Annotated in this window: 21 protein-coding genes; 13 read left to right on the top strand and 8 right to left on the bottom strand. The window is 67.1% G+C overall.

Annotation, left to right across the window (positions count from 1 at the left end):
* Window positions 1-115: 115 nt before the first annotated feature.
* Entirely contained in the window at window positions 116-2,965 is a 2,850-nt protein-coding gene (gene rapA / locus KF707C_RS09075) for an RNA polymerase-associated protein RapA (RefSeq protein ID WP_003456532.1), read from the top strand.
* 81 nt (window positions 2,966-3,046) lie between these two features.
* Here rapA and KF707C_RS09070 read toward each other — a convergent pair whose 3' ends face one another.
* Window positions 3,047-4,369 (bottom strand): spinster family MFS transporter, encoded by a 1,323-nt coding sequence (locus KF707C_RS09070; RefSeq protein WP_003456529.1) that lies wholly within the window; start codon window positions 4,367-4,369, stop codon window positions 3,047-3,049.
* Between the two features lie 293 nt (window positions 4,370-4,662).
* Here KF707C_RS09070 and KF707C_RS09065 point away from each other — a divergent pair, with 293 nt between their 5' ends.
* On the top strand, window positions 4,663-6,855 hold the full coding sequence (locus KF707C_RS09065; RefSeq protein WP_003456527.1) for a putative bifunctional diguanylate cyclase/phosphodiesterase: 2,193 nt from the start codon (window positions 4,663-4,665) through the stop codon (window positions 6,853-6,855).
* 85 nt (window positions 6,856-6,940) lie between these two features.
* Here the strand turns inward: KF707C_RS09065 and mnmH are convergent, their stop codons facing one another.
* The 4 genes from mnmH to KF707C_RS09045 form a co-directional block, all read right to left on the bottom strand.
* The gene (gene mnmH / locus KF707C_RS09060; protein WP_003456526.1) at window positions 6,941-8,044 is read right to left on the bottom strand and encodes a tRNA 2-selenouridine(34) synthase MnmH; all 1,104 of its coding nucleotides are present in this window, start codon (window positions 8,042-8,044) and stop codon (window positions 6,941-6,943) included.
* Window positions 8,044-9,078: a selenide, water dikinase SelD gene (selD, locus tag KF707C_RS09055; RefSeq protein ID WP_003456525.1), complete on the bottom strand. Its 1,035-nt coding sequence runs from the start codon at window positions 9,076-9,078 to the stop codon at window positions 8,044-8,046. Before selD ends, mnmH begins: the two co-directional genes overlap by 1 nt.
* 97 nt (window positions 9,079-9,175) lie before the next feature.
* Window positions 9,176-9,961 carry a hydroxypyruvate isomerase family protein gene (locus KF707C_RS09050; RefSeq protein ID WP_003456524.1) on the bottom strand — a complete coding sequence of 262 codons (786 nt, stop codon included), beginning with the start codon at window positions 9,959-9,961 and terminating at the stop codon, window positions 9,176-9,178.
* Complete coding sequence (locus tag KF707C_RS09045) at window positions 9,958-10,848, bottom strand: NAD(P)-dependent oxidoreductase (protein ID WP_003456523.1); 891 nt, start codon at window positions 10,846-10,848, stop codon at window positions 9,958-9,960. The genes KF707C_RS09050 and KF707C_RS09045 overlap by 4 nt, the downstream gene beginning before the upstream one ends.
* A 126-nt stretch (window positions 10,849-10,974) precedes the next feature.
* On the opposite strand from KF707C_RS09045, the gene KF707C_RS09040 reads away from it, so the two are divergent.
* From KF707C_RS09040 to phnE, 4 genes are read left to right on the top strand one after another with little or no spacing between them, the layout of a single operon-like run.
* Window positions 10,975-11,826: a putative selenate ABC transporter substrate-binding protein gene (locus KF707C_RS09040; protein WP_003456522.1), complete on the top strand. Its 852-nt coding sequence runs from the start codon at window positions 10,975-10,977 to the stop codon at window positions 11,824-11,826.
* Window positions 11,823-12,629 carry a phosphonate ABC transporter ATP-binding protein gene (locus KF707C_RS09035; RefSeq protein WP_003456521.1) on the top strand — a complete coding sequence of 269 codons (807 nt, stop codon included), beginning with the start codon at window positions 11,823-11,825 and terminating at the stop codon, window positions 12,627-12,629. The genes KF707C_RS09040 and KF707C_RS09035 overlap by 4 nt, the downstream gene beginning before the upstream one ends.
* Entirely contained in the window at window positions 12,623-13,450 is an 828-nt protein-coding gene (locus KF707C_RS09030; protein ID WP_003456520.1) for a PhnE/PtxC family ABC transporter permease, read from the top strand. Before KF707C_RS09035 ends, KF707C_RS09030 begins: the two co-directional genes overlap by 7 nt.
* Window positions 13,447-14,211, top strand: a complete 765-nt coding sequence (gene phnE / locus KF707C_RS09025) for a phosphonate ABC transporter, permease protein PhnE (RefSeq protein WP_003456519.1) — start codon at window positions 13,447-13,449, stop codon at window positions 14,209-14,211. Before KF707C_RS09030 ends, phnE begins: the two co-directional genes overlap by 4 nt.
* A gap of 233 nt (window positions 14,212-14,444) precedes the next feature.
* Here phnE and KF707C_RS09020 read toward each other — a convergent pair whose 3' ends face one another.
* Together KF707C_RS09020 and KF707C_RS09015 are read right to left on the bottom strand one after the other, a co-directional pair.
* Complete coding sequence (locus tag KF707C_RS09020; protein ID WP_003456518.1) at window positions 14,445-14,810, bottom strand: DUF5064 family protein; 366 nt, start codon at window positions 14,808-14,810, stop codon at window positions 14,445-14,447.
* A gap of 148 nt (window positions 14,811-14,958) precedes the next feature.
* Complete coding sequence (locus tag KF707C_RS09015) at window positions 14,959-15,276, bottom strand: DUF2288 domain-containing protein (protein WP_003456516.1); 318 nt, start codon at window positions 15,274-15,276, stop codon at window positions 14,959-14,961.
* Between the two features lie 303 nt (window positions 15,277-15,579).
* Between KF707C_RS09015 and KF707C_RS09010 the strand changes: the two genes are divergently transcribed.
* From KF707C_RS09010 to KF707C_RS08985, 6 genes are all read left to right on the top strand, one after another.
* Window positions 15,580-16,701 carry a branched-chain amino acid ABC transporter substrate-binding protein gene (locus KF707C_RS09010; protein ID WP_003456514.1) on the top strand — a complete coding sequence of 374 codons (1,122 nt, stop codon included), beginning with the start codon at window positions 15,580-15,582 and terminating at the stop codon, window positions 16,699-16,701.
* Window positions 16,702-16,819: 118 nt separating this feature from the next.
* Window positions 16,820-17,743: a high-affinity branched-chain amino acid ABC transporter permease LivH gene (gene livH, locus KF707C_RS09005; RefSeq protein WP_003456513.1), complete on the top strand. Its 924-nt coding sequence runs from the start codon at window positions 16,820-16,822 to the stop codon at window positions 17,741-17,743.
* Complete coding sequence (locus KF707C_RS09000; protein WP_003456511.1) at window positions 17,740-18,996, top strand: high-affinity branched-chain amino acid ABC transporter permease LivM; 1,257 nt, start codon at window positions 17,740-17,742, stop codon at window positions 18,994-18,996. Before livH ends, KF707C_RS09000 begins: the two co-directional genes overlap by 4 nt.
* Window positions 18,993-19,760 carry a high-affinity branched-chain amino acid ABC transporter ATP-binding protein LivG gene (livG, locus tag KF707C_RS08995; protein WP_003456507.1) on the top strand — a complete coding sequence of 256 codons (768 nt, stop codon included), beginning with the start codon at window positions 18,993-18,995 and terminating at the stop codon, window positions 19,758-19,760. Before KF707C_RS09000 ends, livG begins: the two co-directional genes overlap by 4 nt.
* A gap of 3 nt (window positions 19,761-19,763) precedes the next feature.
* Window positions 19,764-20,465 (top strand): ABC transporter ATP-binding protein, encoded by a 702-nt coding sequence (locus tag KF707C_RS08990; RefSeq protein ID WP_003456506.1) that lies wholly within the window; start codon window positions 19,764-19,766, stop codon window positions 20,463-20,465.
* 217 nt (window positions 20,466-20,682) lie between these two features.
* Complete coding sequence (locus tag KF707C_RS08985) at window positions 20,683-22,296, top strand: FMN-binding glutamate synthase family protein (RefSeq protein ID WP_003456505.1); 1,614 nt, start codon at window positions 20,683-20,685, stop codon at window positions 22,294-22,296.
* 63 nt (window positions 22,297-22,359) lie between these two features.
* On the opposite strand, the gene KF707C_RS08980 is transcribed toward KF707C_RS08985, so the two are convergent.
* The gene (locus KF707C_RS08980; RefSeq protein WP_003456504.1) at window positions 22,360-23,823 is read right to left on the bottom strand and encodes an aldehyde dehydrogenase family protein; all 1,464 of its coding nucleotides are present in this window, start codon (window positions 23,821-23,823) and stop codon (window positions 22,360-22,362) included.
* A 148-nt stretch (window positions 23,824-23,971) separates the two neighbouring features.
* Between KF707C_RS08980 and KF707C_RS08975 the strand changes: the two genes are divergently transcribed.
* Window positions 23,972-24,862: a LysR substrate-binding domain-containing protein gene (locus tag KF707C_RS08975; RefSeq protein WP_036994072.1), complete on the top strand. Its 891-nt coding sequence runs from the start codon at window positions 23,972-23,974 to the stop codon at window positions 24,860-24,862.
* Window positions 24,863-25,005: the final 143 nt, after the last annotated feature.

Here is a 25,005-nt window from a genome sequence, read left to right as displayed (position 1 = left end):
TGCTTCTTTACCGGCGGTCGCTACACTTTGGCGGATGGTCGGTCCGACTCCGGCGTCGCCCTGCGCCCTCGGTTCCGTTAACATACGCGGCTTTTTTCATCTCAGGGAGACACGCATGGCGCAGCAGTATCAACCGGGGCAACGCTGGATCAGTGACAGCGAAGCGGAGCTGGGGCTCGGGACCATCCTGACACTGGATGACCGACTGCTCACCGTGCTCTACCCGGCCACTGGCGACACCCGCCAGTACTCGCTGCGCAACGCGCCCCTGACCCGCGTGCGCTTCGCCCCCGGCGACGAGATCACCCATTTCGAAGGCTGGAAGCTGAACGTCCAGGAAGTCGAAGACGTCGACGGGCTGCTGGTCTACCACGGCATCACCGCGCAGAACGAGCCGCGGACGCTGCCCGAGACCCAGCTGAACAACTTCATCCAGTTCCGCCTGGCCAACGACCGCCTGTTCGCCGGCCAGATCGACCCGCACAAGTGGTTCGCCCTGCGCTACCACACCCTGGAGCACCGTTCGCGCCTGCTGCAGTCCCCGCTCTGGGGGCTCTCCGGCGCCCGCGCCCAGCCCATCGCCCACCAGTTGCACATCGCCCGTGAAGTCGCCGACCGCGTCGCGCCCCGCGTCCTCCTGGCCGACGAAGTGGGCCTGGGCAAGACCATCGAAGCGGGCCTGGTGATCCATCGCCAGCTGATTTCCGGCCGCGCCAGCCGCGTGCTGATCCTGGTGCCGGAGAACCTCCAGCATCAGTGGCTGGTGGAGATGCGCCGCCGCTTCAACCTGCAGGTGGCCCTGTTCGACGCCGAGCGCTTCGCCGAAAGCGACGCCAGCAACCCCTTCGAGGACAGCCAGTTGGCGCTGGTCTCCCTGGAGTGGCTGAAGTCCAGCGAGCGCGCCCAGGACGCCGCCTTCGCCGCCGGCTGGGACCTGCTGGTGGTGGACGAAGCCCACCACCTGGTCTGGCACCCGGAACAGGCCAGCCCCGAATACCGCCTGGTGGAGCAACTGGCCGAGGTCGTCCCCGGCGTGCTGCTGCTCACCGCCACCCCGGAGCAGTTGGGCCAGGAAAGCCACTTCGCCCGCCTGCGCCTGCTGGACCCGAACCGCTTCCACGACCTGGAAGCCTTCCGCGCGGAAAGCGCCAACTACCGCCCGGTGGCCGAAGCCGTCCAGGAGCTGCTGGACCAGGGCCGCCTGAGCGACAAGGCCGAAGCCACCATCAAGGGCTTCCTCGGCGAGGAAGGCGAAGACCTGCTCAAGGCCCTGGCCGCCGGCGACGCCGAGGCGGCTCCGCGCCTGGTGCGCGAGCTGCTGGACCGCCACGGCACCGGCCGTGTGCTGTTCCGCAACACCCGCGCCGCCGTGCAGGGCTTCCCCGAGCGCCAGCTGCACCCCTACCCGCTGCCGAACCCCTCCGAGTACATGGAGCTGCCCATCGGCGATCACCCGGACCTCTACCCGGAAGTCAGCTTCCAGGCCCAGCAGGACGGTGCGGACGAGAACGAGCGCTGGTGGCGATTCGACCCGCGCGTCGAGTGGCTGATCGACACCCTGAAGATGCTGAAGAAATTCAAGGTGTTGGTCATCTGCGCCCACGCGGAAACCGCCCTGGACCTGGAAGACGCCCTGCGGGTGCGTTCCGGCATCCCCGCCACCGTCTTCCACGAGGGCATGAGCATCCTCGAGCGGGACCGTGCGGCCGCCTACTTCGCCGACGAGGAGTTCGGCGCCCAGGTGCTGATCTGCTCGGAAATCGGCTCCGAGGGCCGCAACTTCCAGTTCGCCCACCATCTGGTGCTGTTCGACCTGCCGGCCCACCCTGACCTGCTGGAACAGCGCATCGGCCGCCTGGACCGCATCGGCCAGAAGCACACCATCCAGTTGCACGTGCCCTACCTGGAGAACAGCCCCCAGGAGCGTCTCTTCCAGTGGTATCACCAGGCCCTGAACGCCTTCCTCGCCACCTGCCCCACCGGCAGCGCCCTGCAGCACCGCTTCGGCCCGCAGCTGCTGCCGATGCTGGAAGGCGGCGACGACGGTGCCTGGGACACCCTGGTGCAGGAAGCCGAAGCCGAGCGCAAGCGTCTGGAAGGCGAGATGCACAACGGCCGCGACCGCCTGCTGGAGCTGAACTCCGGCGGCGCCGGCGAAGGCGAACGCCTGGTGGAAGACATCCTCGAGGTGGACGACCAGTTCGCGCTGCCTATCTATATGGAGAGCCTGTTCGAGGCCTTCGGCATCGACAGCGAGGACCATTCCGAGAACGCCCTGGTGCTCAAGCCCGGCGAGAAGATGCTGGACGCCGGTTTCCCCCTGGGCGACGACGAAGGCGTGACCGTCACCTACGACCGCAACCAGGCCCTGTCCCGCGAGGACATGCAGTTCCTCACCTGGGAACACCCCATGGTGCAGGGCGGCATGGACCTGGTGCTGTCCGGCTCCATGGGCAACACCGCCGTGGCGCTGATCAAGAACAAGGCGCTGAAACCCGGCACCGTGCTGCTGGAGCTGATCTACGTCAGCGAGGCGGTCGCTCCCCGCGCCCTGCAATTGAGCCGCTTCCTGCCGCCCAAGGCGCTGCGCTGCCTGCTGGACGGCAACGGCAACGACCTGGCGGCCAAGGTCGGCTTCGACACCCTGAACGACCAGTTGGAATCGGTGCCCCGTGGCAGCGCCAACAAGTTCGTCCAGGCCCAGCGTGACGTGCTGGCCAAGCAGATCAACGCCGCCGAGGCCAAGGTCGCGCCGCGCCACATCGAACGCGTCACCGAGGCCCAGCGCCGCCTGAAGGCCGAGCTGGACGAGGAGCTGGCCCGCCTGACCGCGCTCCAGGCGGTCAACCCGACCGTTCGCGACAGCGAGCTGGAGGCCGTCCGCCACCAGCGTGACGAAGGCCTGCAGCTGCTGGACAAGGCGGCCCTGCGCCTGGAGTCGATCCGGGTGCTGGTGGCCGGCTAAACGGCTCCCGGGACGTAGGAGCCGGCTTGCCGGCGAAGGACGCGGACCGCTTCGCGGGCAAGCCCTCACCACCGACCGCCCTCAGGCCGCCGCCAGCCCCGCGCGCATGATCGCCGCATCGCGGACGAAGCAACGGGACGCCTGGAACAGCGCCAGCAGGGTCAGGGTCAGGGCCACCGGCACCAGGTACAGGGCGTTGTGCAGGCCCTCCGCCTTGAAGGTCTCGTTCATCTCGGTGGCGCCCGCCGCCAGCATGGCCACCTGGGAGTAATGGTCGGACAGCAACCCCACCACCACTGGCCCCAGTCCACCGCCCAGCAGGTACAGCCCGGCGAAGAACAGCGCCATCGCGGTCGCCCGCAGGCGCGGCTCCACCACGTCCTGGATGGCGGTGTAGACGCAGGTGTAGAAGTTGTAGGCGAACAGCCAGCCGACACTGAACACCCCGACGAACAGGCCGATGTCGATACGCCCGGCGATCAGCGCGTAGCCGGTGCAGGCCGCCGCCACCGCCATGCTGAAGGCCGCCAGCAACAGGCGCCCCCGCTCGGACTTCTGATGCACCTTGTCCGCCACCCAGCCGCCCAGCGTCAGCCCCACCAGTCCGGTGAGCCCGGTGATCACCCCGGTGGCGATGGCCGCCTGCTCCAGGGGCATGAGGAAGTAGCGTTGCAGCATCGGCACCAGGAAGGAGTTGGTGGCGTAGGTGGCGAAGTTGAAGGTCAGGCCCGCCAGGGTCAGCCACCAGAAGGTGCGAATGGCCAGGACGCGACGCAATGGCCTGTCCAGGGGGGCGACGGCGGCCGACCGCACCGCTTCGGCGGCGCCCCGGGCCGGCTCCTTGATGAAGAACATGAACACCGCGAGGATCAGCCCCGGAACCGCCGCGATGAAGAAGGGCGCGCGCCAGCTGTCGAAGGCCTTGACCATGGCGCCGATAGTGAAGAACGCCAGCACCAGTCCCAGCGGCAGGCCGAGCATGAAGATGCCCATGGCCCGCGCGCGCTTGTGGGCCGGGAACAGGTCGCCGATCAGCGAGTTGGCTGCCGGCGCGTAGCTCGCCTCGCCGATCCCCACGCCCATGCGTATCAGCAGGAAGCTCCAGAAGTTCCAGGCCAGGCCATTGACGGCCGTCAGCGCGCTCCAGATCGCGAGCCCCCAGCCCATGATCTTCCGCCGCGCGCCGGTGTCCGCCAGCCGCCCCAGGGGTACGCCGGCAACGGCATAGACCAGGGTGAAGGCGGTACCGATCAGGCCCAGCTGAAAATCGCTCAGGCTCCACTCATGGCGCACCGGTTCGATGATGATGGCCGGGATGGTGCGGTCGAAGAAGTTGAACAGGTTCGCCAGGAACAGCAGGAAGAGCACACGCCAGGCATTGGTCGCTTGAGGGGTTTGCTGCATGGGACATCGGTCTCGTTATTGTCGTCAGGTGCCCGGGTAACCGTATGGCGGGCGCGAAGCAGCAATCTAGAGGCTTCCCTCGGCGGCTGTCTGCGACCATTCGTAGTCTTTATGTAACCCGATGCTGAAAGGGGGCCGCCCCCGCCCCGACCGACCATCCCGTCGTATCGACCACTCGGCGCCAGGCCACGCCCGGCGGGGGCTCGGCGAGCACGCTGGCTATACTGGCAGCATTGTGCCAGCAACCCCCTCACACCTCCCCCCGTTCAACCGTCAGCAAGGGAATGCGCTCTATGGACTGGCTGGGCCTGCGCTTCGGCAATGAACTTCCGGCGGACGGCCAGGTTCTCCTGGCCTGCAGCCACAACACCTGGCTGGTGCTGCTGGCCTTCCTGGTGGCCTCGGCGGCGGGCTACTGCGCGTTCGACATGGCCGAGCGGGTGGCCAACGCCCAGCAGCCCGAGAATCGCCGACGCTGGAGCTGGCTGGGCGCCGGCTGCCTGGGTGGCGGCATCTGGGCGATGCACTTCATCGCCATGCTGGCCTTCGAAGCACCGGTGAGCATCCAGTACGACATCCCCACCACCGCCCTCTCCCTGCTACTGGTCACGAGCGCCTGCCTGGTGGGCATGCATATCCTCGGCCGCCCCCGCATCACCACAAGCCAGCACCTGTCGGCCGCCCTGGTGATCGGCCTCGGCATCACCGCCATGCACTACACCGGCATGGCCGCCGTTCGTTCTCCCGCCACGCTCCACTACCAACCCACCCTGGTCGCACTGTCAGTAGCCATCGCCATTGGCGCCAGCCTCGCGGCCACGCTGCTATCCGCCTTTTTCCGGAACCCGGACGAAGGCCGCCACCTGCTGAAGATTCCCGCCAGCCTGGCGATGGGCATGGCCATCTTCAGCATGCACTTCACCGGCATGCAGGCCTTGCAGATGACCGTTCCCGTCGGTACGGCGCTGATCCCGACCGCCACCGACAACGCCCAGGGCCTGGGCCTCGGCCTCGCGGTGATCGCCGGCATGGTGCTGCTCTTCTCCCTCGGCGTGGCCTGGACCGACAAGAAGCTGCAGAGCAAGGAGATCGACCTGCAACGGGTCAACGGCCTGCTGCGGGAGCTGGAACAGGTGAAGGTGGCCCTGCAGAACGTGGCCCATGTGGACCCCCTGACCAGCCTGCCCAACCGTCGCGCCTTCAACGAGTTCTTCGCCGAGAAACTGGAGCAGCATGCCCGGCACCAGCATTCCCTGGCGGTGATGTTCCTCGACATTGATCACTTCAAGCGGGTCAACGACAACCTGGGACACGACGCCGGCGACCAGTTGCTCAGGGAAGTCTCGGAGCGGGTCCGTGCGGCGCTACGCCGCGAGGACATGCTCGCGCGCCTGGGCGGCGATGAGTTCTGCGTGCTCGCCAGCCTGGAGAACCTGGCCGAAGCCAAGGCGCTGGCCCAACGCATCATGGAGCAGATGAAGGCCCCCATCACACTCGCCGGTCGCACCTTCAGCATGACCACCAGCATCGGCATCAGTCTCTACCCCGATGATGGCGAGACCTGCGAGGAACTGCTCAAGCACGCGGACCTCGCCCTCTACCAGGCCAAGAGCAGCGGGCGCAACAACCTGCATTTCTTCAGCCGGCACCTGAAGAACAAGGCCACCTTCGAACTGCAGCTGGAAGAGGAGCTGCACCTGGCCCTGAGCCGGGACAACGGCCTCTTCCTCACCTACCAACCCATCCTCGACCTGCGCAATGGCCAGGTGGTCAAGCTGGAGGCACTGGTGCGCTGGCAGCATCCACAACTGGGATTGCTGCCGCCGGACCGGTTCATCGGCGTGGCCGAGGCCAACGGCTTCATCGCCGAGCTGGACGCCTGGGTGCTGCGCCGCGCCTGCCAGGACCTGGCCATCCTCGCCGGCGAGGGGTTTCCCGACCTGCGCGTGGCGGTGAACTGCTCGGCGCTGAACCTCTGCCGCGACGACCTGGTGGACGAGGTGAAACACACCCTCCAGGCGCATGACATCCACCCCAGGCGGCTGGAACTGGAGGTCACCGAGAACGCCCTGATGAGCAACGTCAACCAGGCCCTGTACCTGCTGGAGTGCATGCGCAGCCTGGGCCTCTGCATCTCCATCGACGACTTCGGTACCGGTTACTCCTCCCTCGCCTACCTCAAGCGCCTACCGCTGGACACCCTGAAGATCGACCGCTCCTTCATCATGGACCTCCCCGGCAGCCACGCCGACATGGAGATCGTCCAGGCCATCATCGGCATGGCCCATACGCTGCACTTGCAGGTGGTGGCGGAGGGCGTGGAAAGCCGCGAGCAACTGGACTTCCTGAAAAGCCACGGGTGCGACTTCATCCAGGGCTACCTGATCAGCCGTCCCCAACGCCTGGATGGCATCACCGACTTCCTGCGACAGCAACAGGGCTCCGTCGCCAGCAACGTACTGCCCCTGCGGCCCAATCCCACCTGAAGCGCGCGGATTGGTTCGCGGGCAAGCCCGCCTCGTGGGAGCCGGCTTGCCGGCGAATGGCGCGGCCCGGTTCGCGGACAGGCTCCTAGCGCGCGGGACGCCGCTGCCGCAGGTACTCCAGCACCGCCTCTTGCTCGCCGGCGAACTCGATCCGCGACGCCTTGTTCTCCCGCTGGTAGGCGTACATCGGGTCGTAGTATTCCCGCAGCAACCCTTCGATCCAGCCACGGTGCAGGTCCACGGCCCCGCTGGCCCGCTGCTCCGCCAGCGCCTGGTCCATCAGCGCCGCCATGCGCTGGTGACGCTCGCCGCCCAGGCGCTTGAGGATGTTGTCGAGGCTCTGCCGCAGGCGCTCGGCGAAGCGGGGGAAGCCCTCCTCATCGCCGTGGGCGTCGATGAACTCGGCACAGAGGTTCACCACGTAATCCCGCAGGATGCGCTCCACCCGGTCCTCGAAGCTGTCTTCCAGCCAGACCATGGGGAAGCGTTGCATGCCCTGGTAGAGCTCCAGCGGCAGCGAGCAGCTGCCGACGATGCGCCCTTCGTCCTCCAGCACGAACTGTTCGTGCCCGGCGGCGCGCTTCTTCAGGATGTCGATGGCCAGCCGGTTCTCGAAATCGATCTGCGCCGGCTGTGGCGTGGCGCGCTTGCCGAAGCTGGAACCCCGATGGTTGGCGTGGCCTTCCAGATCCAGGCTGTTGGCCAGCTCGGCGACCACATCGGTCTTGCCGGTGCCGGTCAATCCACCCACCAGGACGAAATCGCACTGCCCCACCGCCTGCTGGGTGGTTTCCACCAGGAAGGCGCGCAGGGCCTTGTAGCCGCCGCTGACGCGGGGGTAATCGATTCCCGCCTCGCTTTTCAGCCACTGCTGGACGATCTGCGAACGCAGCCCGCCCCGGAAGCAGTAGAGATAGCCCTGGGGGTTGGCCCGCGCGAAAGCGGCCCAGGCCTCGATGCGCTCGGCCTTGGTGGCGCCACTGACCAGTTGATGGCCCAGCTCGATGGCGGCCTGCTGGCCATGCTGCTTGTAACAGGTGCCGACCCTCTGCCGCTCGATGTCCGTCATCAGCGGCAGGTTCACCGTATGGGGGAAGGCGCCCTTGGCGAACTCCACGGGCGCGCGGGCGTCCATCATCGGCCGATCGTTGAGAAAGATATCGCGGTAGTTCGAGGTATCCGGGCGCATCAGACCACCTCGACCGCGAGACGCTGTCGCTCGCGCATCTGGCCGATGGGCGCCAGGGCCAGGCCCAGCTCCTCGGCCACGGCGAGAAACTCCGCCTCCCCCTCGGGCTCCACCGCCAGCAGCAGGCCGCCGCTGGTCTGCGGGTCGCACAGCAGGAGTTTCTGCACCTCGGAAAGCGGCGCCAGGCGGTGGCCGTAGCTCTCGAAGTTGCGCAGCGTGCCGCCGGGCGCGCAGCCTTGCTCCAGGTAATGCTCGACGCCCGGCAGGCTCGGTACCCTGGCGAAATCCAGCTGGGCGGTCAGGCCGCTGCCATCGGCCATCTCCACCAGGTGGCCGAGCAGGCCGAAGCCGGTCACATCGGTCATGGCCTTCACCCCCGCCAGCTTGCCGAAGCGGCTACCGGGCTTGTTCAGGGTGCACATCCAGTCGCGGGCGAGGCCGATGTCCGCCTCGCGCAACTTGCCCTTCTTCTCCGCCGTGGTGAGGATGCCGATGCCCAGGGGCTTGGTCAGGTACAGCTTGCAGCCGGCGGTGGCGGTGTCGTTGCGCTTCATATGGCGCTTGTCCACCACGCCGGTCACGGCCAGGCCGAAGATGGGCTCGGGTGCGTCGATGGAGTGCCCGCCCGCCAGCGGGATGCCCGCCTCGTCGCACACCGCGCGCCCGCCCCGGACCACCTCCCGGGCCACTTCCGGCGGCAGCACATTGACCGGCCAGCCGAGGATGGCAATGGCCATCAGCGGATCGCCGCCCATGGCGTAGATATCGCTGATGGCGTTGGTGGCGGCGATGCGGCCGAAGTCGTAGGGGTCGTCGACTATGGGCATGAAGAAATCGGTGGTGGACACCACGCCGCGCTCCTCATCGAGGGCGTAGACGGCGGCATCATCCCTGGAGGCGTTACCCACCCACAGCTTGGGGTCGAGGTTCTGCGCGCCGCTGCCGGCGAGGATCACATCCAGCACCTTGGGCGAGATCTTGCAACCGCAGCCAGCGCCGTGGCTGTACTGGGTCAGGCGAATAGGGTCGGTCATGGGGTCTCTCTAGTCGTATCGTTCGGGACAGCTGCGGGGCGAGGCCGAGTGCCTTCGCTCCCGCCGCGATATCCGGCGCAAACAGGAAAAAGCGGGGTCAGGCCCAGCGGGCCTTCCATTCCGGCAGCCAGCCCAGGCTGTCGGCGGTGACGCCGCTGGGCTTGTACTCGGCGCCCAGCCAGCCGGGGTAGTCGTCCTCCTGCAAGGCGCGCAGGACCGGTTCGAAATCGACCTGGCCGCTGCCCGGCTCGCCCCGGCCGGGTACATCGGCGAACTGCACATGGCCGATGCGCCCCGCCAGGAGGCGAATGCCCGCCGCCATGTCCACGCCCTGCCGGGCCATGTGGTAGAGGTCGTACTGGGCCTGGAGGTTGGGGTGGTCCACATCCCGCAGCAGGCGGTCCAGCTGCTCTGGCGTATTCACCAGGAAGCCGGGCATGTCCAGCGGGTTCACCGCCTCGCAGACCACGCCGATGTGCAGCACGGCGAAGGCCTCGGCGGTCTTGCGCAGGTTGCTGGCCAGGCAGGCCAGTGCGCGCTCGCGGCTGAGCCCATCGGCCAGGCGCCCCGGCAGCACGTTGACGAAGCGCGGGCGGGTCATGGCGGCATAGGCCAGGGCCTGCTCCAGCGCGGTATCGAACTGCTCCTGGCGCTCGGGAACGGCGGCCAGGCCGGGGCCGCCTTCCATCAGGTCGCCGGCGGGCAGGTTGAAGAGGATCAGGGGCAGGCCGGCCGCCTCCAGCACTTCCTTCATGCGAATGGCCGGCAACTCGTAGGGAAACTGCACCTCGACGCCGTCGAAACCGGACACGCGGGCAGCGATGACCCGCTCGATCAGCGGGCGGTCGGTAAACAGCAGGGACAGGTTGGCGGCGATCTTCATTCACGGTTCTCCCGATACATTTCCACCAGCGTAGCCGGATCACGCTCCAGGTTGCCCTGGCTGCCATGCAGGCGCATCAACTGGGCGGCGAGGCCGCTGAGCGGTGTCGCCGAATCGTGCTCGCGGGACAGGCGCACGGCCGTGTCCAGGTCCTTGAGCAGGGTGCGCACATGCCACTTGATGGGCTCGAAATGGCTCTCCGCCATCTGCGGGGCGAGGATCTGCAACGGCCGGGAATCGGCGAACCCGCCCGCCAGCGCCGGCGCGATCAGGCGGGCGTCCACCCCGGCCTTCTCCGCCAGGGCCACCACCTCGGCGATCACCAGCGCGTTGCAGGCGACGATCATCTGGTTGCACACCTTGGTCACCTGGCCGGCACCCACCGCGCCCATCCGGGTCAGGCGCTGGCCCAGGTGGGCGAGGATCGGCCGCACCCGCTCCACATCGTCCTCATGCCCGCCCGCCATGATGGCCAGGGTGCCGGCTTCGGCGCCGGGCGTGCCGCCGGACACCGGCGCATCCATCCAGCGCATGCCGGTACGGGCTTCCAGTGCAGCGGCCATTTCCCGGGTGGCGGCCGGCTCCAGGCTGGAGAAGTCCACCAGCAACTGCCCGGGCCTCGCGCCCTCGACGATGCCGCCCTCGCCGAACACCACCTTGCGCACCACGCGGGTATCCGCCAGGCAGAGCATGAGGATATCCGCCCCGGCGCAGAGCTCGGCGGGCGTCCCCACCTGACGGGCGCCAGCGGCGACCAGCGGGGCGCACTTCTCCGGGGAGCGGTTCCAGACGGTCAGCGGATAGCCGGCAGCCAGCAGGCGGCGGGTCATGGGCAGGCCCATCAGGCCGATGCCGGCGAAGGCGATGGAAGGCAGGGAAGCGGTCATGCCGGGACTCCAGGCGATGGGTGAAGGCGCACATCTTAAACGCCTGATGCGTGACGTGAAGCTTCCAAGTGCACCGGCGGCCACTATAATCCGCCAGCCTTTTCCGCTATTGAACCGGAGAATCCCATGTTCAAACGCTCCCTCGCCCTCGTGGCAGGCGTCGCCCTGTCCCTGTCCACCCTGATGTCTCAGGCCGCCGAGGTCCTCAAGGTCTCGGCCATTCCCGACGAAGCCCCCACCGAACTGCTGCGCAAGTTCAAGCCCCTCGGCGCCTACCTGGAGCAGTCGCTGGGCATGAAGGTCGAATTCGTCCCCGTCGCCGACTACGCTGCGGTGGTCGAGTCCCTGGCGGCCGACCGCCTGGACATGGCCTGGCTGGGCGGCTTCACCTTCGTCCAGACCCGCCTGAAGACCGGCAACGCCATTCCCCTGGTGCAGCGTGAGCAGGACGAGAAATTCACCAGCAAGTTCATCACCGCCGACGCCAGCGTGAAGAGCCTGCAGGACCTCAAGGGCAAGACCTTCGCCTTCGGCTCCGTGTCCTCCACTTCCGGCAGCCTGATGCCGCGCTACTTCATGCAGCAGGACGGCATCAATCCCGAGCAGTTCTTCTCCCGCGTCGCCTACTCCGGCGCCCACGACGCCACCGTGGCCTGGGTGCAGGCCGGCAAGGTGGACGCCGGCGTGCTCAACGCCAGCGTCTGGCAGAAACTGGTGGACGCCGGCAAGGTCGATACGGCCAAGGTCAAGGTGATCTCCACCACCCCGACCTACTACGACTACAACTGGACCGTGCGCGGCACCCTCGACCCGGCCCTGGCGGAGAAGATCAAGCAGGCCTTCCTCGCCCTCGACCCGGCCAACCCGGAGCACAAGGCGATCCTCGACCTCCAGGCCGCCACCCGCTTCATCCCCACCAAGCCTGAGAACTACACCGGCATCGAGGAAGCCGCACGCTCGGCCGGCCTGTTGAAGTGAGCCTGGCGCTTTCCGGCGTGGACCTGGTCCACGCCAACGGCCAGCCCGCGCTCAGGGGAATCGATCTTTCCATCGCCAGCGGAGAACGGGTCGCCATCATCGGCCCCTCCGGCGCCGGCAAGACCAGCCTGCTGCGCCTGCTGGCCACCGGCCTGAAACCCGCCGCCGGGCAGTTCGAACTGCTCGGCGTCGCCCCCTGGTCGCTCTCCGGCCGCGAGCGCCAGCGCCTGCGCACGCGCGTCGGCCTGATCCACCAGGCCCCGCCCCTGCCGCCCCGGCAGCGGGTGGTCACCGCGGTGCTCGCCGGCAAGCTCGGCCAGTGGCCACTGGCCAAGGGCCTGCTCAGCCTGCTCTATCCCCTGGACAGCGCCGGCGCCCAGGCCGCCCTGGCTCGGCTGGACCTGGCCGACAAGCTCTTCCAGCGCTGCGACCAGCTCTCCGGCGGTCAGCTGCAACGGGTCGGCATCGCCCGGGTGCTCTACCAGGCGCCGGACCTGATCCTCGCCGACGAACCGGTGTCCGCCATGGACCCGGTGCTGGCCGACCACACCCTCGGCGTGCTCTGCGCCGACGCCAGCCGTCGCGGCGTGACCCTGCTGGCCAGCCTCCATGCGGTGGAACTGGCCCTGGCGCACTTCCCCCGCATCGTCGGCGTGCGGGACGGGCGCATCGCCTTCGACCGTCCCCGGGCCGAAGTGACCCAGGCCGACCTGGACGCCCTCTACGCCAACGAACAACTGCGGGGCGACCTGCCGGCCTCGCCGCCCGTGGCGCCGACCGTGCTGAATATCCCGCGATGCTGAGTAGCGCCCCTCGCGACCCGGCGGCCCTGCCCCGCCTGCTGCTCAGCCTCCTGGCCCTGGCCCTGCTCTGGCCCGGCCTCGAACTGAGCGAGCTGAACCCGGCCGTGCTGCTGAACGAGGACAACGCCCGCACCATGGGGCAGTTCGTCTCGGCCTTCTGGCCACCGGAGCACGGCGAGGAATTCCTGCTTCTATTAGGGCGTTCCACCCTGGAAACCCTGGCCATCGCCACCGCCGGCATGAGCCTGGCCCTGCTCATCGCCCTGCCCGCCTCCTTGCTGGCCAGCCGCGCGCTGTCCTTGTCCGCCGTGCATCGCGCCGGCCGCCCGGCCTGGTGGGCCCAGGCCCTGCGCTGGCCGGTGCGCGGCCTGCTGATCTTCCTGCGCAGCGTGCCGGAAATCGTCTGGGCGCTGCTCTTCGTCCGCGCCGTGGGCCTCGGCCCCACCGCTGGCGTACTGGCCATCGCCATCACCTACGGCGGCATGCTGGGCAAGGTCTATGCGGAAATCTTCGAATCGGTGGACCCGCGCCCGGCCCGCGCCCTGCTCACCGCCGGCACCCCGCGCCTGGCCGCGTTCGCCTACGGTGTGCTGCCCAACGCGGCGGCGGAAATGATTTCCTACACCGTCTACCGCTGGGAATGCGCCATCCGCGCCTCGGTGGTGATGGGCTTCGTCGGCGCCGGCGGACTGGGCCAGCAGATGGACCTGTCCATGCGCATGTTCGCAGGCGGCGAAGTGGCCAGCATGCTGCTCACCTTCCTCGCTCTGGTGCTGCTGGCCGACCAGCTCAGCCGTTTCTTGCGCGGGAGGTTCGCATGAGGTCGGGCAACCTGCTGGTGATCCTGCTCCTGCTGGCGGCGGTATTCGCCTCCTTCGCCTGGCTGGGCATTGACCTCGGCGCCCTGGTGAGCGGCGACTCGCTGTCGCAGATGGGCCGCTACGCCGCGCGCTTCCTGCAACCGGACCTCTCCGCACCGCACCTCGCCGCCATCGGCCAAGGCGCCCTGGAAACCCTCGCCATGTCGGCCCTGGGCACCCTGCTGGCGGCCCTGCTCGGCCTGCTCCTGGCCCTGCCCGCCTCCGGCCGCTTCGGGCTTGTAGCCCAAAGCGCCTCACGATTCGTGCTGAACGCGCTGCGGGCCGTGCCGGAACTGGTCTGGGCCGCCCTGATGGTGCTCGCCGCCGGTCTCGGTCCCAACGCCGGCACCCTGGCCCTCGCCCTGCACACGGCGGGCGTGCTCGGCCGGCTGTTCGCCGAAGCCCTGGAAAACACCCCGCCCGAACCCGCCGAAGCCGTGCGCCTGGCCGGCGGCGGGCGCATCGCCGCCTTCTGCTACGGCACCCTGCCCAGCGTCTGGCCGCAGCTGGTGGCCTACATGCTCTATCGCTGGGAAAACAATATCCGCATGGCCAGCGTGCTCGGCTTCGTCGGTGCCGGCGGGCTGGGGCAGATGCTCTACATGAGCCTCTCGCTGTTCCAGGAGGCCCAGGCCGCCAGCGTCATCCTCGCCATGCTCGCCCTGGTGCTGGCGGTGGACGCCACCAGCGGCTGGATGCGCCAGCGCTGGGTCAGCGCCTAGGGTGCCGTTGCCGGCGAATCACACGGGCGCGGTTCGCGAGCAAGCTCGCTCCTACAGACCTGTGTGGCGCCGGGCTTCGTAGGAGCCGGCTTGCCGGCGAAGGCGCGGCCCCGTTCGCGAGCAAGCTCGCTCCTACAGACCTGTGTGGCGCCGGGCTTCGTAGGAGCCGGCTTGCCGGCGAAGGCGCGGGGCGATTCGCGAGCAAGCTCGCTCCTACGGGCAAAGAGCGGCGGTCAGAAGCCGTCCTTCTCCAGGTGATCGAAGTTCACCGTTTCGCCGGGCGCGGCGCCCAGCACGCGGCGGATGTCGGCGAATACCTGGTCGTATTCCTGGTGGTTACGCATGATCAGGGTGTTGTTGGGGTGCAGGCCGTTCTTCACGGCCACCTTGGAGATCACGCTGGCGAAGTTGAAGGCGGTGTCGCGGTGCATCTCGAACTCTTCCTCGAAATGCCGGCCGTCGATCTCGCCCACCATGCGCAAGTGCAGCATGGTGCCTTCCTTGGGGTTCGGGCGCGCTTCGTAATAGACGTCGATGGAGAACTGCTGCCCCGGAAAACCGGGCAGGCTGGCCCGGTGCACATGGCCTGGTTCGAACATGATGATGCTCCCTGTAGCTGACTGGAATGGGGAAGGTGAAATCAGTCTAGCTCGCCCAACAGGCTTTGCCGCAGCGCCCCGAAGCGGTGCGGCGGTTGACCCGGGGCACAGTCCTGGATCAACTCGACAAGGCTCTGGAATGGGCCTTTCAGTGGCGCGTAGGCGCCTCGTCCCGCTCCTGGATCAGCACCCAGGGCGCCACCACCACGGCCCAGAGTTTCGGGTCCCGGGCCAGCAGGTCCTGCGCGCGGTTCTCGTCCACCTTCGACAGCTTGCCTTCGGTCAGCAGCGCCGCGACGCGGGTCTTGTCGTCCTCGGCCACCGCCAGGGCAACGCCCACCAGGTCTTCGGCGCCATCGACCCAGAGCAATGCGCCACGGGCGAAGAAGGGCTGCAGCTCCTCCCAGGTAATGGCGGCGGTTTCGCCGAGCAGCTTGGCATAGAGGGTGCTAGCGTTATCGTTCATGGCGTGTTTCGTGTGGGTTGGTAACAAAGGGATTGGGGGGCGCAATGATAGCGTCGGTCAACATTCACACAAGCCCGGCCTGACGTTCCCCACTCCGCACAAGACACGCCGTATTTCTATACGTTTGTTTCGATATAGCGACACGAGCTCATTCCGCCATCACCCCCCTGCTTTTCAAGCCGCAAATCGGCAATCTACACTGTTCCGGTACAGTTGCCGGGGGGTGACGGCGGGGAGCAATTCCCTGTCCCGTAGCTTCGGCAAACAGGACAACAACAACGAAAAACACAAGAGTGGAGCACTATGAACAAGGCTACCAAGCAGATTTCCAAACTGTTCGCCGCCATGGCTCTGGCCGGCGTCGCCAGCTACTCCGTAGCGGCCGACACCATCAAGATCGCCCTGGCCGGTCCGGTAACCGGTGCGGTTGCCCAGTACGGTGAGATGCAATTCATTGGCGCCAAGATGGCGATCGAGCAGATCAACAAGGCCGGCGGGGTGAACGGCGCTCAACTTGAAGGTGTGGTCTACGACGACGCGTGCGACCCGAAACAGGCCGTCGCCGTGGCCAACAAGATCGTGAACGATGGCATCCACTACGTGGTCGGCCACCTCTGCTCCAGCTCCACCCAACCCGCCTCCGACATCTATGAAGACGAAGGCATCCTGATGATCACCGCGGCCTCCACCAGCCCGGACATCACCTCCCGTGGCTACCAGCTGGTGTTCCGCACCATCGGCCTGGACAGCCTGCAGGGCCCGACCGCCGGCAATTTCATCGCCGACCACGTCAAGCCCAAGGCCGTTGCCGTCCTGCACGACAAGCAGCAGTACGGTGAAGGCATCGCCACCGCCGTCAAGCAGACCCTGGAGAACAAGGGCGTGAAAGTCTCCCTGTTCGAAGGCATCAACGCCGGCGACAAGGACTTCTCCACCATCATCTCCAAGATGAAGCAGGCCGGTGTGGACTTCGTCTACTACGGCGGCTACCACCCGGAGCTGGGCCTGCTGCTGCGCCAGTCCGCCGAGAAGGGCCTGAAGGTCAAGTACATGGGTCCGGAAGGCGTGGGTAACAAGGAACTCTCGGCCATCGCCGGCGAAGCCTCCGAAGGCCTGCTGGTGACCCTGCCGAAGTCCTTCGACCAGGATCCGAAGAACCAGGCCCTGGTAGAAGCCTTCAAGGCCAAGAACGAAGACCCGAGCGGTCCGTTCGTGTTCCCGGCCTACGCCGCTGTGAAAGTCATCGCCGACGGCATCGTGAAAGCCGGCGAAGACGACACCACCAAGGTGGCGGCCGCCCTGCGCGCCAACACCTTCGAAACCCCGACCGGCAACCTGGCCTTCGACGAGAAGGGCGATCTGAAGGACTTCAGCTTCGTGGTGTACGAGTGGCACAAGGACGGCACCAAGACCGAAGCTAAATAAGCTTCCCGCCTGAACGCAAAGCCCACTGCCTCAAGCAGTGGGCTTTGTTTATCCGTGTTTTATCGGACTCCGCCGCGCCACAAGCGTCGCTTTACGTGATGTCCGAGGGAGTTAGGGAATGCCTGATCTCTACCACTATCTACAAACGCTGGTTAACGGCCTGACCGTTGGCAGCACCTATGCCCTGATCGCCATCGGCTACACCATGGTCTACGGCATCATCGGCATGATCAACTTCGCCCACGGCGAGGTTTACATGATTGGCTCGTACGTAGCCTTCATCGTGATTGCCGGGCTCACCATGCTCGGTCTGGACAGCCTGCCGATCGTCATCTTCGCGGCCTTCGCCGCCAGCATCATCGTGGCGAGCGCGTATGGATACAGCATCGAGCGGGTCGCCTACCGGCCCCTTCGCGGCAGCAACCGCCTGATCCCGCTGATCTCCGCGATCGGCATGTCGATCTTCCTGCAGAACGAAGTGCTCCTGACCCAGGACTCCAAGGACAAGGCCATCCCCAACCTGATCCCGGGCAACTTCATCCTGGGTGAAAGCGCCATGAACGGCGTGGTCATCTCCTACATGCAGATCCTGATCTTCGTGGTCACCTTCCTGGTGATGTACGGGCTGACCCTGTTCATCTCCCGTTCGCGCCTGGGCCGCGCCTGCCGTGCCTGCGCCGAAGACATCCGCATGGCCAACCTGCTGGGCATCAACACCAACAACATCATCGCCCTGACCTTCGTCATCGGCGCCACCCTGGCCGCCGTGGCCGCGGTGCTGCTGGGCATGCAGTACGGCGTGATCAACCCGCACATCGGCTTCCTCGCCGGCATCAAGGCCTTCACCGCAGCCGTGCTCGGCGGCATCGGCAGCATTCCGGGCGCCATGCTCGGCGGCCTGGTCCTCGGTGTGGCCGAAGCCTTCGGCGCCGACCTCTTCGGCGACCAGTACAAGGACGTGGTGGCCTTCAGCCTGCTGGTGCTGGTCCTGCTGTTCCGCCCGACGGGCATCCTCGGCCGTCCGGAGGTTGAAAAGGTATGAGTACTCGTCTCAAGACCGCATTCTTCAGCGCGCTGCTGGTGCTGGCCGTGGCCTACCCCATCCTCGGCCTGAAGCTGAGCGTGGTCGGCGTGGGCCTGGTGGTGACCGGTGCCGACAACGCCACCCTGCTGGCCATCGGTGCCTGCGCCGTGGCGATGTTCTTCTGGCAACTGCTGCGCGACAAGGTGCAGGGCGCCTGGGCCGCCGCGCCCAAGCTGCCGGGCCTGTCCAAGAACGCCAGCAACTTCCTCACCCTGCCCTCGACCCAGCGCTGGTTCATCCTCGGCCTGATCGTCCTGGCGCTGGTGTGGCCGTTCTTCGGCTCCCGCGGCGCGGTGGATATCGCCACCCTGATCCTCATCTACGTGTTGCTGGGCCTCGGCCTGAACATCGTGGTGGGCCTGGCGGGCCTGCTGGACCTGGGTTACGTCGGCTTCTACGCCGTCGGCGCCTACAGCTACGCCCTGCTGTCGCACTACTACGGACTGGGCTTCTGGATCTGCCTGCCGATCGCCGGCCTGATGGCCGCCACCTTCGGCTTCATCCTCGGCTTCCCGGTGCTGCGACTGCGCGGTGACTACCTGGCCATCGTGACCCTCGGCTTCGGCGAGATCATCCGCATCCTGCTGCGCAACATGACCGAGCTCACCGGCGGCCCCAACGGCATCAGCAACATCGACAAGCCGACCCTGTTCGGCCTGTCCTTCGAGCGCCGCGCCGAGGAAGGCCTGCAGACCTTCCACGAGTACTTCGGGTTCGCCTACAACTCCATCAACAAGGTGATCTTCCTCTACCTGGTCGCGCTGCTGCTGGCCCTGCTCGCACTGTTCGTGATCAACCGCCTGCTGCGCATGCCCCTCGGCCGCGCCTGGGAAGCCCTGAGGGAAGACGAGATCGCCTGTCGCGCGCTGGGCCTGAACCCCACCGTGATCAAGCTTTCCGCCTTCACCCTGGGCGCCTGCTTCGCCGGTTTCGCCGGCAGCTTCTTCGCCGCCCGCCAGGGCCTGGTGACGCCCGAGTCCTTCACCTTCATCGAGTCGGCGATCATCCTCGCCATCGTGGTGCTGGGTGGCATGGGCTCGCAGCTGGGCGTGATCCTCGCGGCCATCGTGATGATCCTGCTCCCCGAACTCATGCGTGAATTCAGCGAGTACCGGATGCTGATGTTCGGCGCCCTGATGGTGCTGATGATGATCTGGCGCCCGCAAGGCCTGCTGCCGATGCAACGTCCCCACCTGGAGCTGAAACAATGAGCCGCCCGATTCTCGAAGTAAGCGGCCTCACCATGCGCTTCGGCGGCCTGCTGGCCGTCAACGGGGTGGGCCTGACCGTCAATGAAAAGCAGGTGGTGTCCATGATCGGCCCGAACGGCGCCGGCAAGACCACCGTGTTCAACTGCCTCACCGGCTTTTACCAGCCCACCTCCGGCAGCATCCGCCTGGACGGTGAGCAGATCGAGGCCCTGCCGGGCCACAAGATCGCGCGCAAGGGCGTGGTGCGGACCTTCCAGAACGTCCGCCTGTTCAAGGAAATGACGGCGGTGGAAAACCTGCTGGTGGCCCAGCACCGTCACCTGAACACCAACTTCCTCGCCGGCCTGCTGAAGACCCCGGGCTTCCGCCGGAGCGAGCGCGAGGCCATGGACTACGCCGCCCTGTGGCTGGACAAGGTCAACCTCACCGACGTGGCCAACCGCCCCGCCGGCACCCTGGCCTACGGTCAGCAGCGTCGCCTGGAAATCGCCCGCTGCATGATGACGCGCCCGCGCATCCTCATGCTGGACGAACCCGCCGCCGGCCTGAACCCGAAGGAAACCGACGACCTCAAGGCGCTGATCGCCATGCTGCGCAACGAGCACAACGTGACCGTGCTGCTGATCGAGCACGATATGAAGCTGGTGATGAGCATTTCCGACCACATCTACGTGATCAACCAGGGCACTCCCCTGGCGGACGGCACGCCGGAGCAGATCCGCAACAACCCCGACGTGATCAAAGCCTACCTGGGGGAGTCCTGAGTCATGTTGACCTTCGAAAAGGTGTCCACCTTCTACGGCAAGATCCAGGCCCTGCACGACGTCAGCATGGACGTGAAGAAGGGCGAGATCGTGACCCTGATCGGTGCCAACGGCGCCGGCAAGTCCACCCTGCTGATGACCCTGTGCGGCTCGCCGCGCGCGGCCAGCGGCAGCATCCGCTACGAGGGCGAGGAACTGGTGGGCCAGGAATCCTGCGACATCATGCGCAAGAGCATCGCCGTCGTGCCGGAAGGCCGCCGGGTGTTCGCCCGCCTGACCGTCGAAGAGAACCTGGCCATGGGCGGCTTCTTCACCGAAAAGGGCGATTACCAGGAGCAGATGGACAAGGTGCTGCACCTGTTCCCGCGCCTGAAGGAACGTTTCGAGCAGCGCGCCGGCACCATGTCCGGCGGTGAACAGCAGATGCTCGCCATCGGCCGCGCGCTGATGAGCAAGCCGAAGCTGCTGCTGCTGGACGAGCCCTCCCTCGGCCTCGCGCCCATCATCATCCAGCAGATCTTCGACATCATCGAACAGCTGCGCAGGGATGGCGTGACCGTGTTCCTCGTGGAGCAGAACGCCAACCAGGCGCTCAAGCTGGCGGACCGTGGCTATGTGCTGGAGAACGGCCGCATCGTCATGCAAGGCAGCGGCCACGACCTGCTGAACGACCCCAAGGTACGCGACGCCTACCTGGGCGGCTGACGCTTCCTGCGGTACGGAAAACGGCCCCTCGCGGGCCGTTTTTCTTTTCCTTCGCCCCCACCGGCATCCGTAGGGTGCGCCACGCGCACCGGAACCCCGGTGCCGTGCTTGCGGTGCGCAGGGCGCACCCTACCCAAGGCTCGCCCTTGAGCCATCGCAAGGCAATTACCCGCCGCAGGGGCTACCCTGTGCAGCTACCTGATAACGAGGAGTCCGCATGAGCCTGTCCCTGTTGAGCCGCTACGCCTTCTTCGCCTTCTGCGTGCTGTTCACCCTGTTCAGCCTGCCCTTCACCGACCACGACTGGATCTGGCCCTTCACCCTGCTGACCGCCGCCCTGAGCGTCCTGGGGATCTTCGACCTGCTGCAGGTGCCCCACGCCGTGCGCCGCAATTACCCGGTGCTGGGCAACATTCGCTACCTGGTGGAAAGCATCCGCCCGGAGATCCGCCAGTACCTGCTGGAGAGCGACGACGACCGACTGCCCTTTTCCCGCGCCCAGCGCTCGCTGGTCTACGCCCGCGCCAAGAACGAGGGCGCCGACAAGCCCTTCGGCACCCTGATCGACGTCTACCGGACCGGCTACGAATTCATCGGCCACTCCATGCGACCGGCGCCCCTGGCCGACCCCGGCAGCTTCCGCGTGGTGGTGGGCGGTCCCCAGTGCACCCAGCCCTACTCGGCCTCGGTGTTCAACATCTCCGCCATGAGCTTCGGCTCCCTCAGCGCCAACGCCATCCGCGCCCTGAACCGGGGGGCCAGGCTGGGCAACTTCTACCACGACACCGGCGAGGGCAGCATCAGCCCCTACCACCGGGAGAACGGCGGCGACCTGGTCTGGGAACTGGGCAGCGGCTACTTCGGCTGCCGTACCAGCGACGGCCAGTTCGACCCGGAACGCTTCGCCGCCCAGGCGACCAATCCCCAGGTACGGATGATCGAGATCAAGTTGAGCCAGGGTGCCAAGCCGGGACACGGCGGCATCCTGCCCAGGCACAAGGTCACCGAGGAAATCTCCCTGACCCGGGGCGTGCCCATGGGCGAGGACTGCATCTCGCCGTCTCGCCACAGCGCCTTCTCCACACCCATCGAGATGATGCGGTTCATTGGCAGGCTGCGTGAACTCTCGGGCGGCAAGCCGGTGGGCTTCAAGTTCTGCCTGGGCCATCCCTGGGAATTCATGGGCATCGCCAAGGCCATGCTGGAGACCGGCATCCTGCCGGACTTCATCGTGGTGGACGGCAAGGAAGGCGGCACTGGCGCCGCCCCGCTGGAGTTCACCGACCATATCGGCGTGCCCCTGCGCGAAGGCCTGCTGTTCGTCCACAACACCCTGGTGGGGCTGAACCTGCGGGACAAGATCAAGATCGGGGCGAGCGGCAAGATCATCAGCGCCTTCGACATCGCCAGCGTGCTGGCCATCGGCGCCGACTGGGCCAACTCGGCCCGAGGCTTCATGTTCGCCATCGGCTGCATCCAGTCCCAGAGCTGCCATACGAACAAGTGCCCCACCGGCGTCGCCACCCAGGACAAGCTGCGCCAACGCGCCCTGGTGGTGCCGGACAAGGCCCAGCGGGTGCAGATGTTCCACCGCAACACCCTGAAAGGCCTGGCCGAGATGCTCGCCGCCGCCGGCCTGGAGCACCCCAACCAGCTGGAACCCCGCCATCTGGTGCGCCGCGTCTCGGACAAGGAGATCCGCCTGTTCTCGCAGATCCACGTCTTCCTCAAGCCGGGCGACCTGCTCAAGGACAGGATCGAGGCGGACTTCTACGAGCGCATGTGGGCCATGGCCCGGGCGGACAGCTTCGAGCCGGCGACGCCCTGGTAGCGCCGCCGCCCGCGAACGACCGACGCCCAGGGGTGCGTTGCGCGCACCGGCCCCGGCACCGAATCAGACCGCCCGCACCACATGCTTGAGTTCCTGGAAGGCCGCCAGGCCCCAGGGGCCGAGCTCGCGGCCGATGCTGCTCTGCTTGTAACCACCCCAGGCGGTCTGGGGGAAGATCACCTGGGGCGAGTTGATCCACACCATGCCGGCCTGCAGGGCGTTGGCCACCCGCTCGGCGGCGTCGAGATCACGGCTCACCACGCTGGCCACCAGGCCGAACTCGCTGTCGTTGGCCAGGGCGATGGCCTCCTCCTCGCTGGCGAAGCTGCGCACACAGAGCACCGGGCCGAAGATCTCCTCGTTCCACAGGGCACTGTCCTTCGGTACCTCGGAGAACACCGTGGGCTGGAGGAAGAAGCCGCGTTCGAGGCCCGCCGGACGCTCGCCGCCGCAGACCAGGCGCGCGCCGGATTCGATGCCGCGCTGGATATGGCCACGCACCCGCTGGTACTGGGCCTGGTTGACCAGGGCGCCCATCTCCACGCCCTCGCTGAAGGGATCGCCGACGCGGATGGCGGCGGCTCGGGCGCTGATCCGGGCCAGGAAGTCCGCCACCAGGGGCTCGGCCACCAGCACGCGGCTGGTGGCGGAACACATCTGCCCGGCGTTGAAGAACGCCCCGCCACAGGCCAGCTCCACCGCCAGGTCCAGGTCGGCCTGCTCCAGCACCAGCAGCGACGACTTGCCGCCCAGCTCCAGGCTGATGCCCTTCACGGTCTCGGCCGCCCGCTGCATCACCTGGATGCCGACCGCGTTGCTGCCGGTGAAGGAAACCTTGGCCACTTTCGGGTGGGACGACAGCGGTGCACCGACGGCAAGCCCCGTGCCGCACACCAGGTTGAACACGCCCGCCGGAACGCCCGCGTCATGGATGATGCGCGCCAGCTCCAGCTCCGGCAGCGGCGTGACCTCGGAGGGTTTGAGCACCACCGCGCAACCGGCGGCCAGGGCCGGGGCCAGCTTCCACGCAGTGGTCACCATGGGGAAGTTCCAGGGCACGATCAGCCCCACGACGCCGCAGGGTTCACGGCGCAGGCGCGCGGCGAAGTCCTCGCTGGGCAGCTCGACGGGGCTGTTCTGCCGGGCGTCCAGGCCCTCGGCCAGGCCGGCGTAGTACTCGAAGGTGCCGATCACATCGTCCACGTCGATGGCCGCCTCGAACAGCGGCTTGCCGTTGTTCGCCGACTGCAGCCGGATCAGGGTATCGCGACGCTCGCGCACGCCCTCGGCGATTCGCCGCAGCAGGGCACCACGCTCGGCACCGCTGCTGCGGGCCCAGCCCGGGAAGGCCTGGCTGGCGGCCAGCACCGCAGACTCGACATGCTCGGCATCGCCGCTACCGATGCGTGCCAGAACGGTTTCGGTGGCCGGGTTCACCACCTCCAGCTCGACACCGCCAGGCAACCACTGGCCATTGATGTAGACGCCGGCCTGGGTGTCAGTGAAGGGGGGCAGGGTATTCGACATGGTATTGGCTCCTGGAAAGGCGAGGCGATGGGGTCTTGCCCGAGCTATCGGCAGACCCCTTGGATGGCGCCCATTGAGCCGTCACCCCCAGGGACTGACAAGGCAAAAATCGTCATACTAGCCATGACTCAAGATCATGGCTCATCCAATGAAACGCCTGCCTCCCCTGCCCGCCCTGCATACCTTTCTGATCACGGCACAATGCTGCAACTTCACCCGCGCGGCCGAGTTGCTGCACATCACCCAGGGGGCGGTCAGCCGGCAGATCGCCGGCCTGGAGGCGCACCTCGGCTACCCGCTGTTCCTGCGCCAGGCCCGGGGCCTGGCGCTGACCGATCAGGGGCGCGAGTTCTACCCGCGCATCCAGCAGGTGTTCGCCCTGATCGATGAAGCTGTCGAGGAGGTCGGCGCAAGGCGCAAGGCCCTGCAACTCAAGGCCCCCACCTGCGCCATGCGCTGGCTGCTGCCACGACTGATGAAATGGCAGGCCCTGCGCCCGGACGTGCCGGTGGAACTCACCACCACCATCGCCTACGGCGTGGACTTCCGCCGCGAGGAGTTCGACGCCGCCATGATCTACGCCCAGGCCCCCGGCCACGGTGTGGTGGCGCGCCACCTGTTCGACGAGCGACTGACGCCGGTCTGCACCCGCCAGGTACTGGAAGGCCCACTGCCGCTGGACACACCGGCGGACCTGGAGCGCCACGTCCTGCTGCACCCCGCACGGGACAAGCACGACTGGGAAAACTGGCTGCGGGCCGCAGGGCACAACCCTGGCCCCCTCTCCGGCGGCCACCACTTCGACACCCTGGACCTCGCCCTGTCCGTCGCCAGCCAGGGCACGGGAATCGCCCTGGGGGACTGGTCCCTGATCGGCGATGAACTCGACAAGGGTCACCTGGTCGCGCCGTTCGACCTGCGGGTCCCCACCGGCGGGGCCTACTACCTGGTCTACCCGGAGCGGCGCGAGCCCGACCCGAAATTGCGGGAGCTGCTGGACTGGCTCTGGCGTGAAGCGCATGTCGACAAAATAGATTGATAGCCAGTTGCCATTTATTGCCTGTTCAGTCAATTATTGTCGCGCACCACCCTGGTGCATACCGAGACGCAAGCAAGGATCGCTGCCCCTCCCGCCCCGAGTCGATTGTGCGAAGGATCGCCCGCGCCATCCCGCCCCTTCTC

The organism is Pseudomonas furukawaii (assembly GCF_002355475.1).
Taxonomy (GTDB): Bacteria; Pseudomonadota; Gammaproteobacteria; order Pseudomonadales; family Pseudomonadaceae; genus Metapseudomonas; species Metapseudomonas furukawaii.
The sequence above is the reverse complement of the archived record's forward strand: the minus strand, read 5'-3'. Positions and strand labels throughout refer to the sequence as shown.

Coding starts and splice junctions, on each gene's coding strand:
- rapA (WP_003456532.1), top strand. CDS start 116: ATGGCGCAGCAGTATCAACCGGGGCAACGCTGGATCAGTGACAGCGAA.
- KF707C_RS09070 (WP_003456529.1), bottom strand. CDS start 4,369: ATGCAGCAAACCCCTCAAGCGACCAATGCCTGGCGTGTGCTCTTCCTG.
- KF707C_RS09065 (WP_003456527.1), top strand. CDS start 4,663: ATGGACTGGCTGGGCCTGCGCTTCGGCAATGAACTTCCGGCGGACGGC.
- mnmH (WP_003456526.1), bottom strand. CDS start 8,044: ATGCGCCCGGATACCTCGAACTACCGCGATATCTTTCTCAACGATCGG.
- selD (WP_003456525.1), bottom strand. CDS start 9,078: ATGACCGACCCTATTCGCCTGACCCAGTACAGCCACGGCGCTGGCTGC.
- KF707C_RS09050 (WP_003456524.1), bottom strand. CDS start 9,961: ATGAAGATCGCCGCCAACCTGTCCCTGCTGTTTACCGACCGCCCGCTG.
- KF707C_RS09045 (WP_003456523.1), bottom strand. CDS start 10,848: ATGACCGCTTCCCTGCCTTCCATCGCCTTCGCCGGCATCGGCCTGATG.
- KF707C_RS09040 (WP_003456522.1), top strand. CDS start 10,975: ATGTTCAAACGCTCCCTCGCCCTCGTGGCAGGCGTCGCCCTGTCCCTG.
- KF707C_RS09030 (WP_003456520.1), top strand. CDS start 12,623: ATGCTGAGTAGCGCCCCTCGCGACCCGGCGGCCCTGCCCCGCCTGCTG.
- phnE (WP_003456519.1), top strand. CDS start 13,447: ATGAGGTCGGGCAACCTGCTGGTGATCCTGCTCCTGCTGGCGGCGGTA.
- KF707C_RS09020 (WP_003456518.1), bottom strand. CDS start 14,810: ATGTTCGAACCAGGCCATGTGCACCGGGCCAGCCTGCCCGGTTTTCCG.
- KF707C_RS09015 (WP_003456516.1), bottom strand. CDS start 15,276: ATGAACGATAACGCTAGCACCCTCTATGCCAAGCTGCTCGGCGAAACC.
- KF707C_RS09010 (WP_003456514.1), top strand. CDS start 15,580: ATGAACAAGGCTACCAAGCAGATTTCCAAACTGTTCGCCGCCATGGCT.
- livH (WP_003456513.1), top strand. CDS start 16,820: ATGCCTGATCTCTACCACTATCTACAAACGCTGGTTAACGGCCTGACC.
- KF707C_RS09000 (WP_003456511.1), top strand. CDS start 17,740: ATGAGTACTCGTCTCAAGACCGCATTCTTCAGCGCGCTGCTGGTGCTG.
- livG (WP_003456507.1), top strand. CDS start 18,993: ATGAGCCGCCCGATTCTCGAAGTAAGCGGCCTCACCATGCGCTTCGGC.
- KF707C_RS08990 (WP_003456506.1), top strand. CDS start 19,764: ATGTTGACCTTCGAAAAGGTGTCCACCTTCTACGGCAAGATCCAGGCC.
- KF707C_RS08985 (WP_003456505.1), top strand. CDS start 20,683: ATGAGCCTGTCCCTGTTGAGCCGCTACGCCTTCTTCGCCTTCTGCGTG.
- KF707C_RS08980 (WP_003456504.1), bottom strand. CDS start 23,823: ATGTCGAATACCCTGCCCCCCTTCACTGACACCCAGGCCGGCGTCTAC.
- KF707C_RS08975 (WP_036994072.1), top strand. CDS start 23,972: ATGAAACGCCTGCCTCCCCTGCCCGCCCTGCATACCTTTCTGATCACG.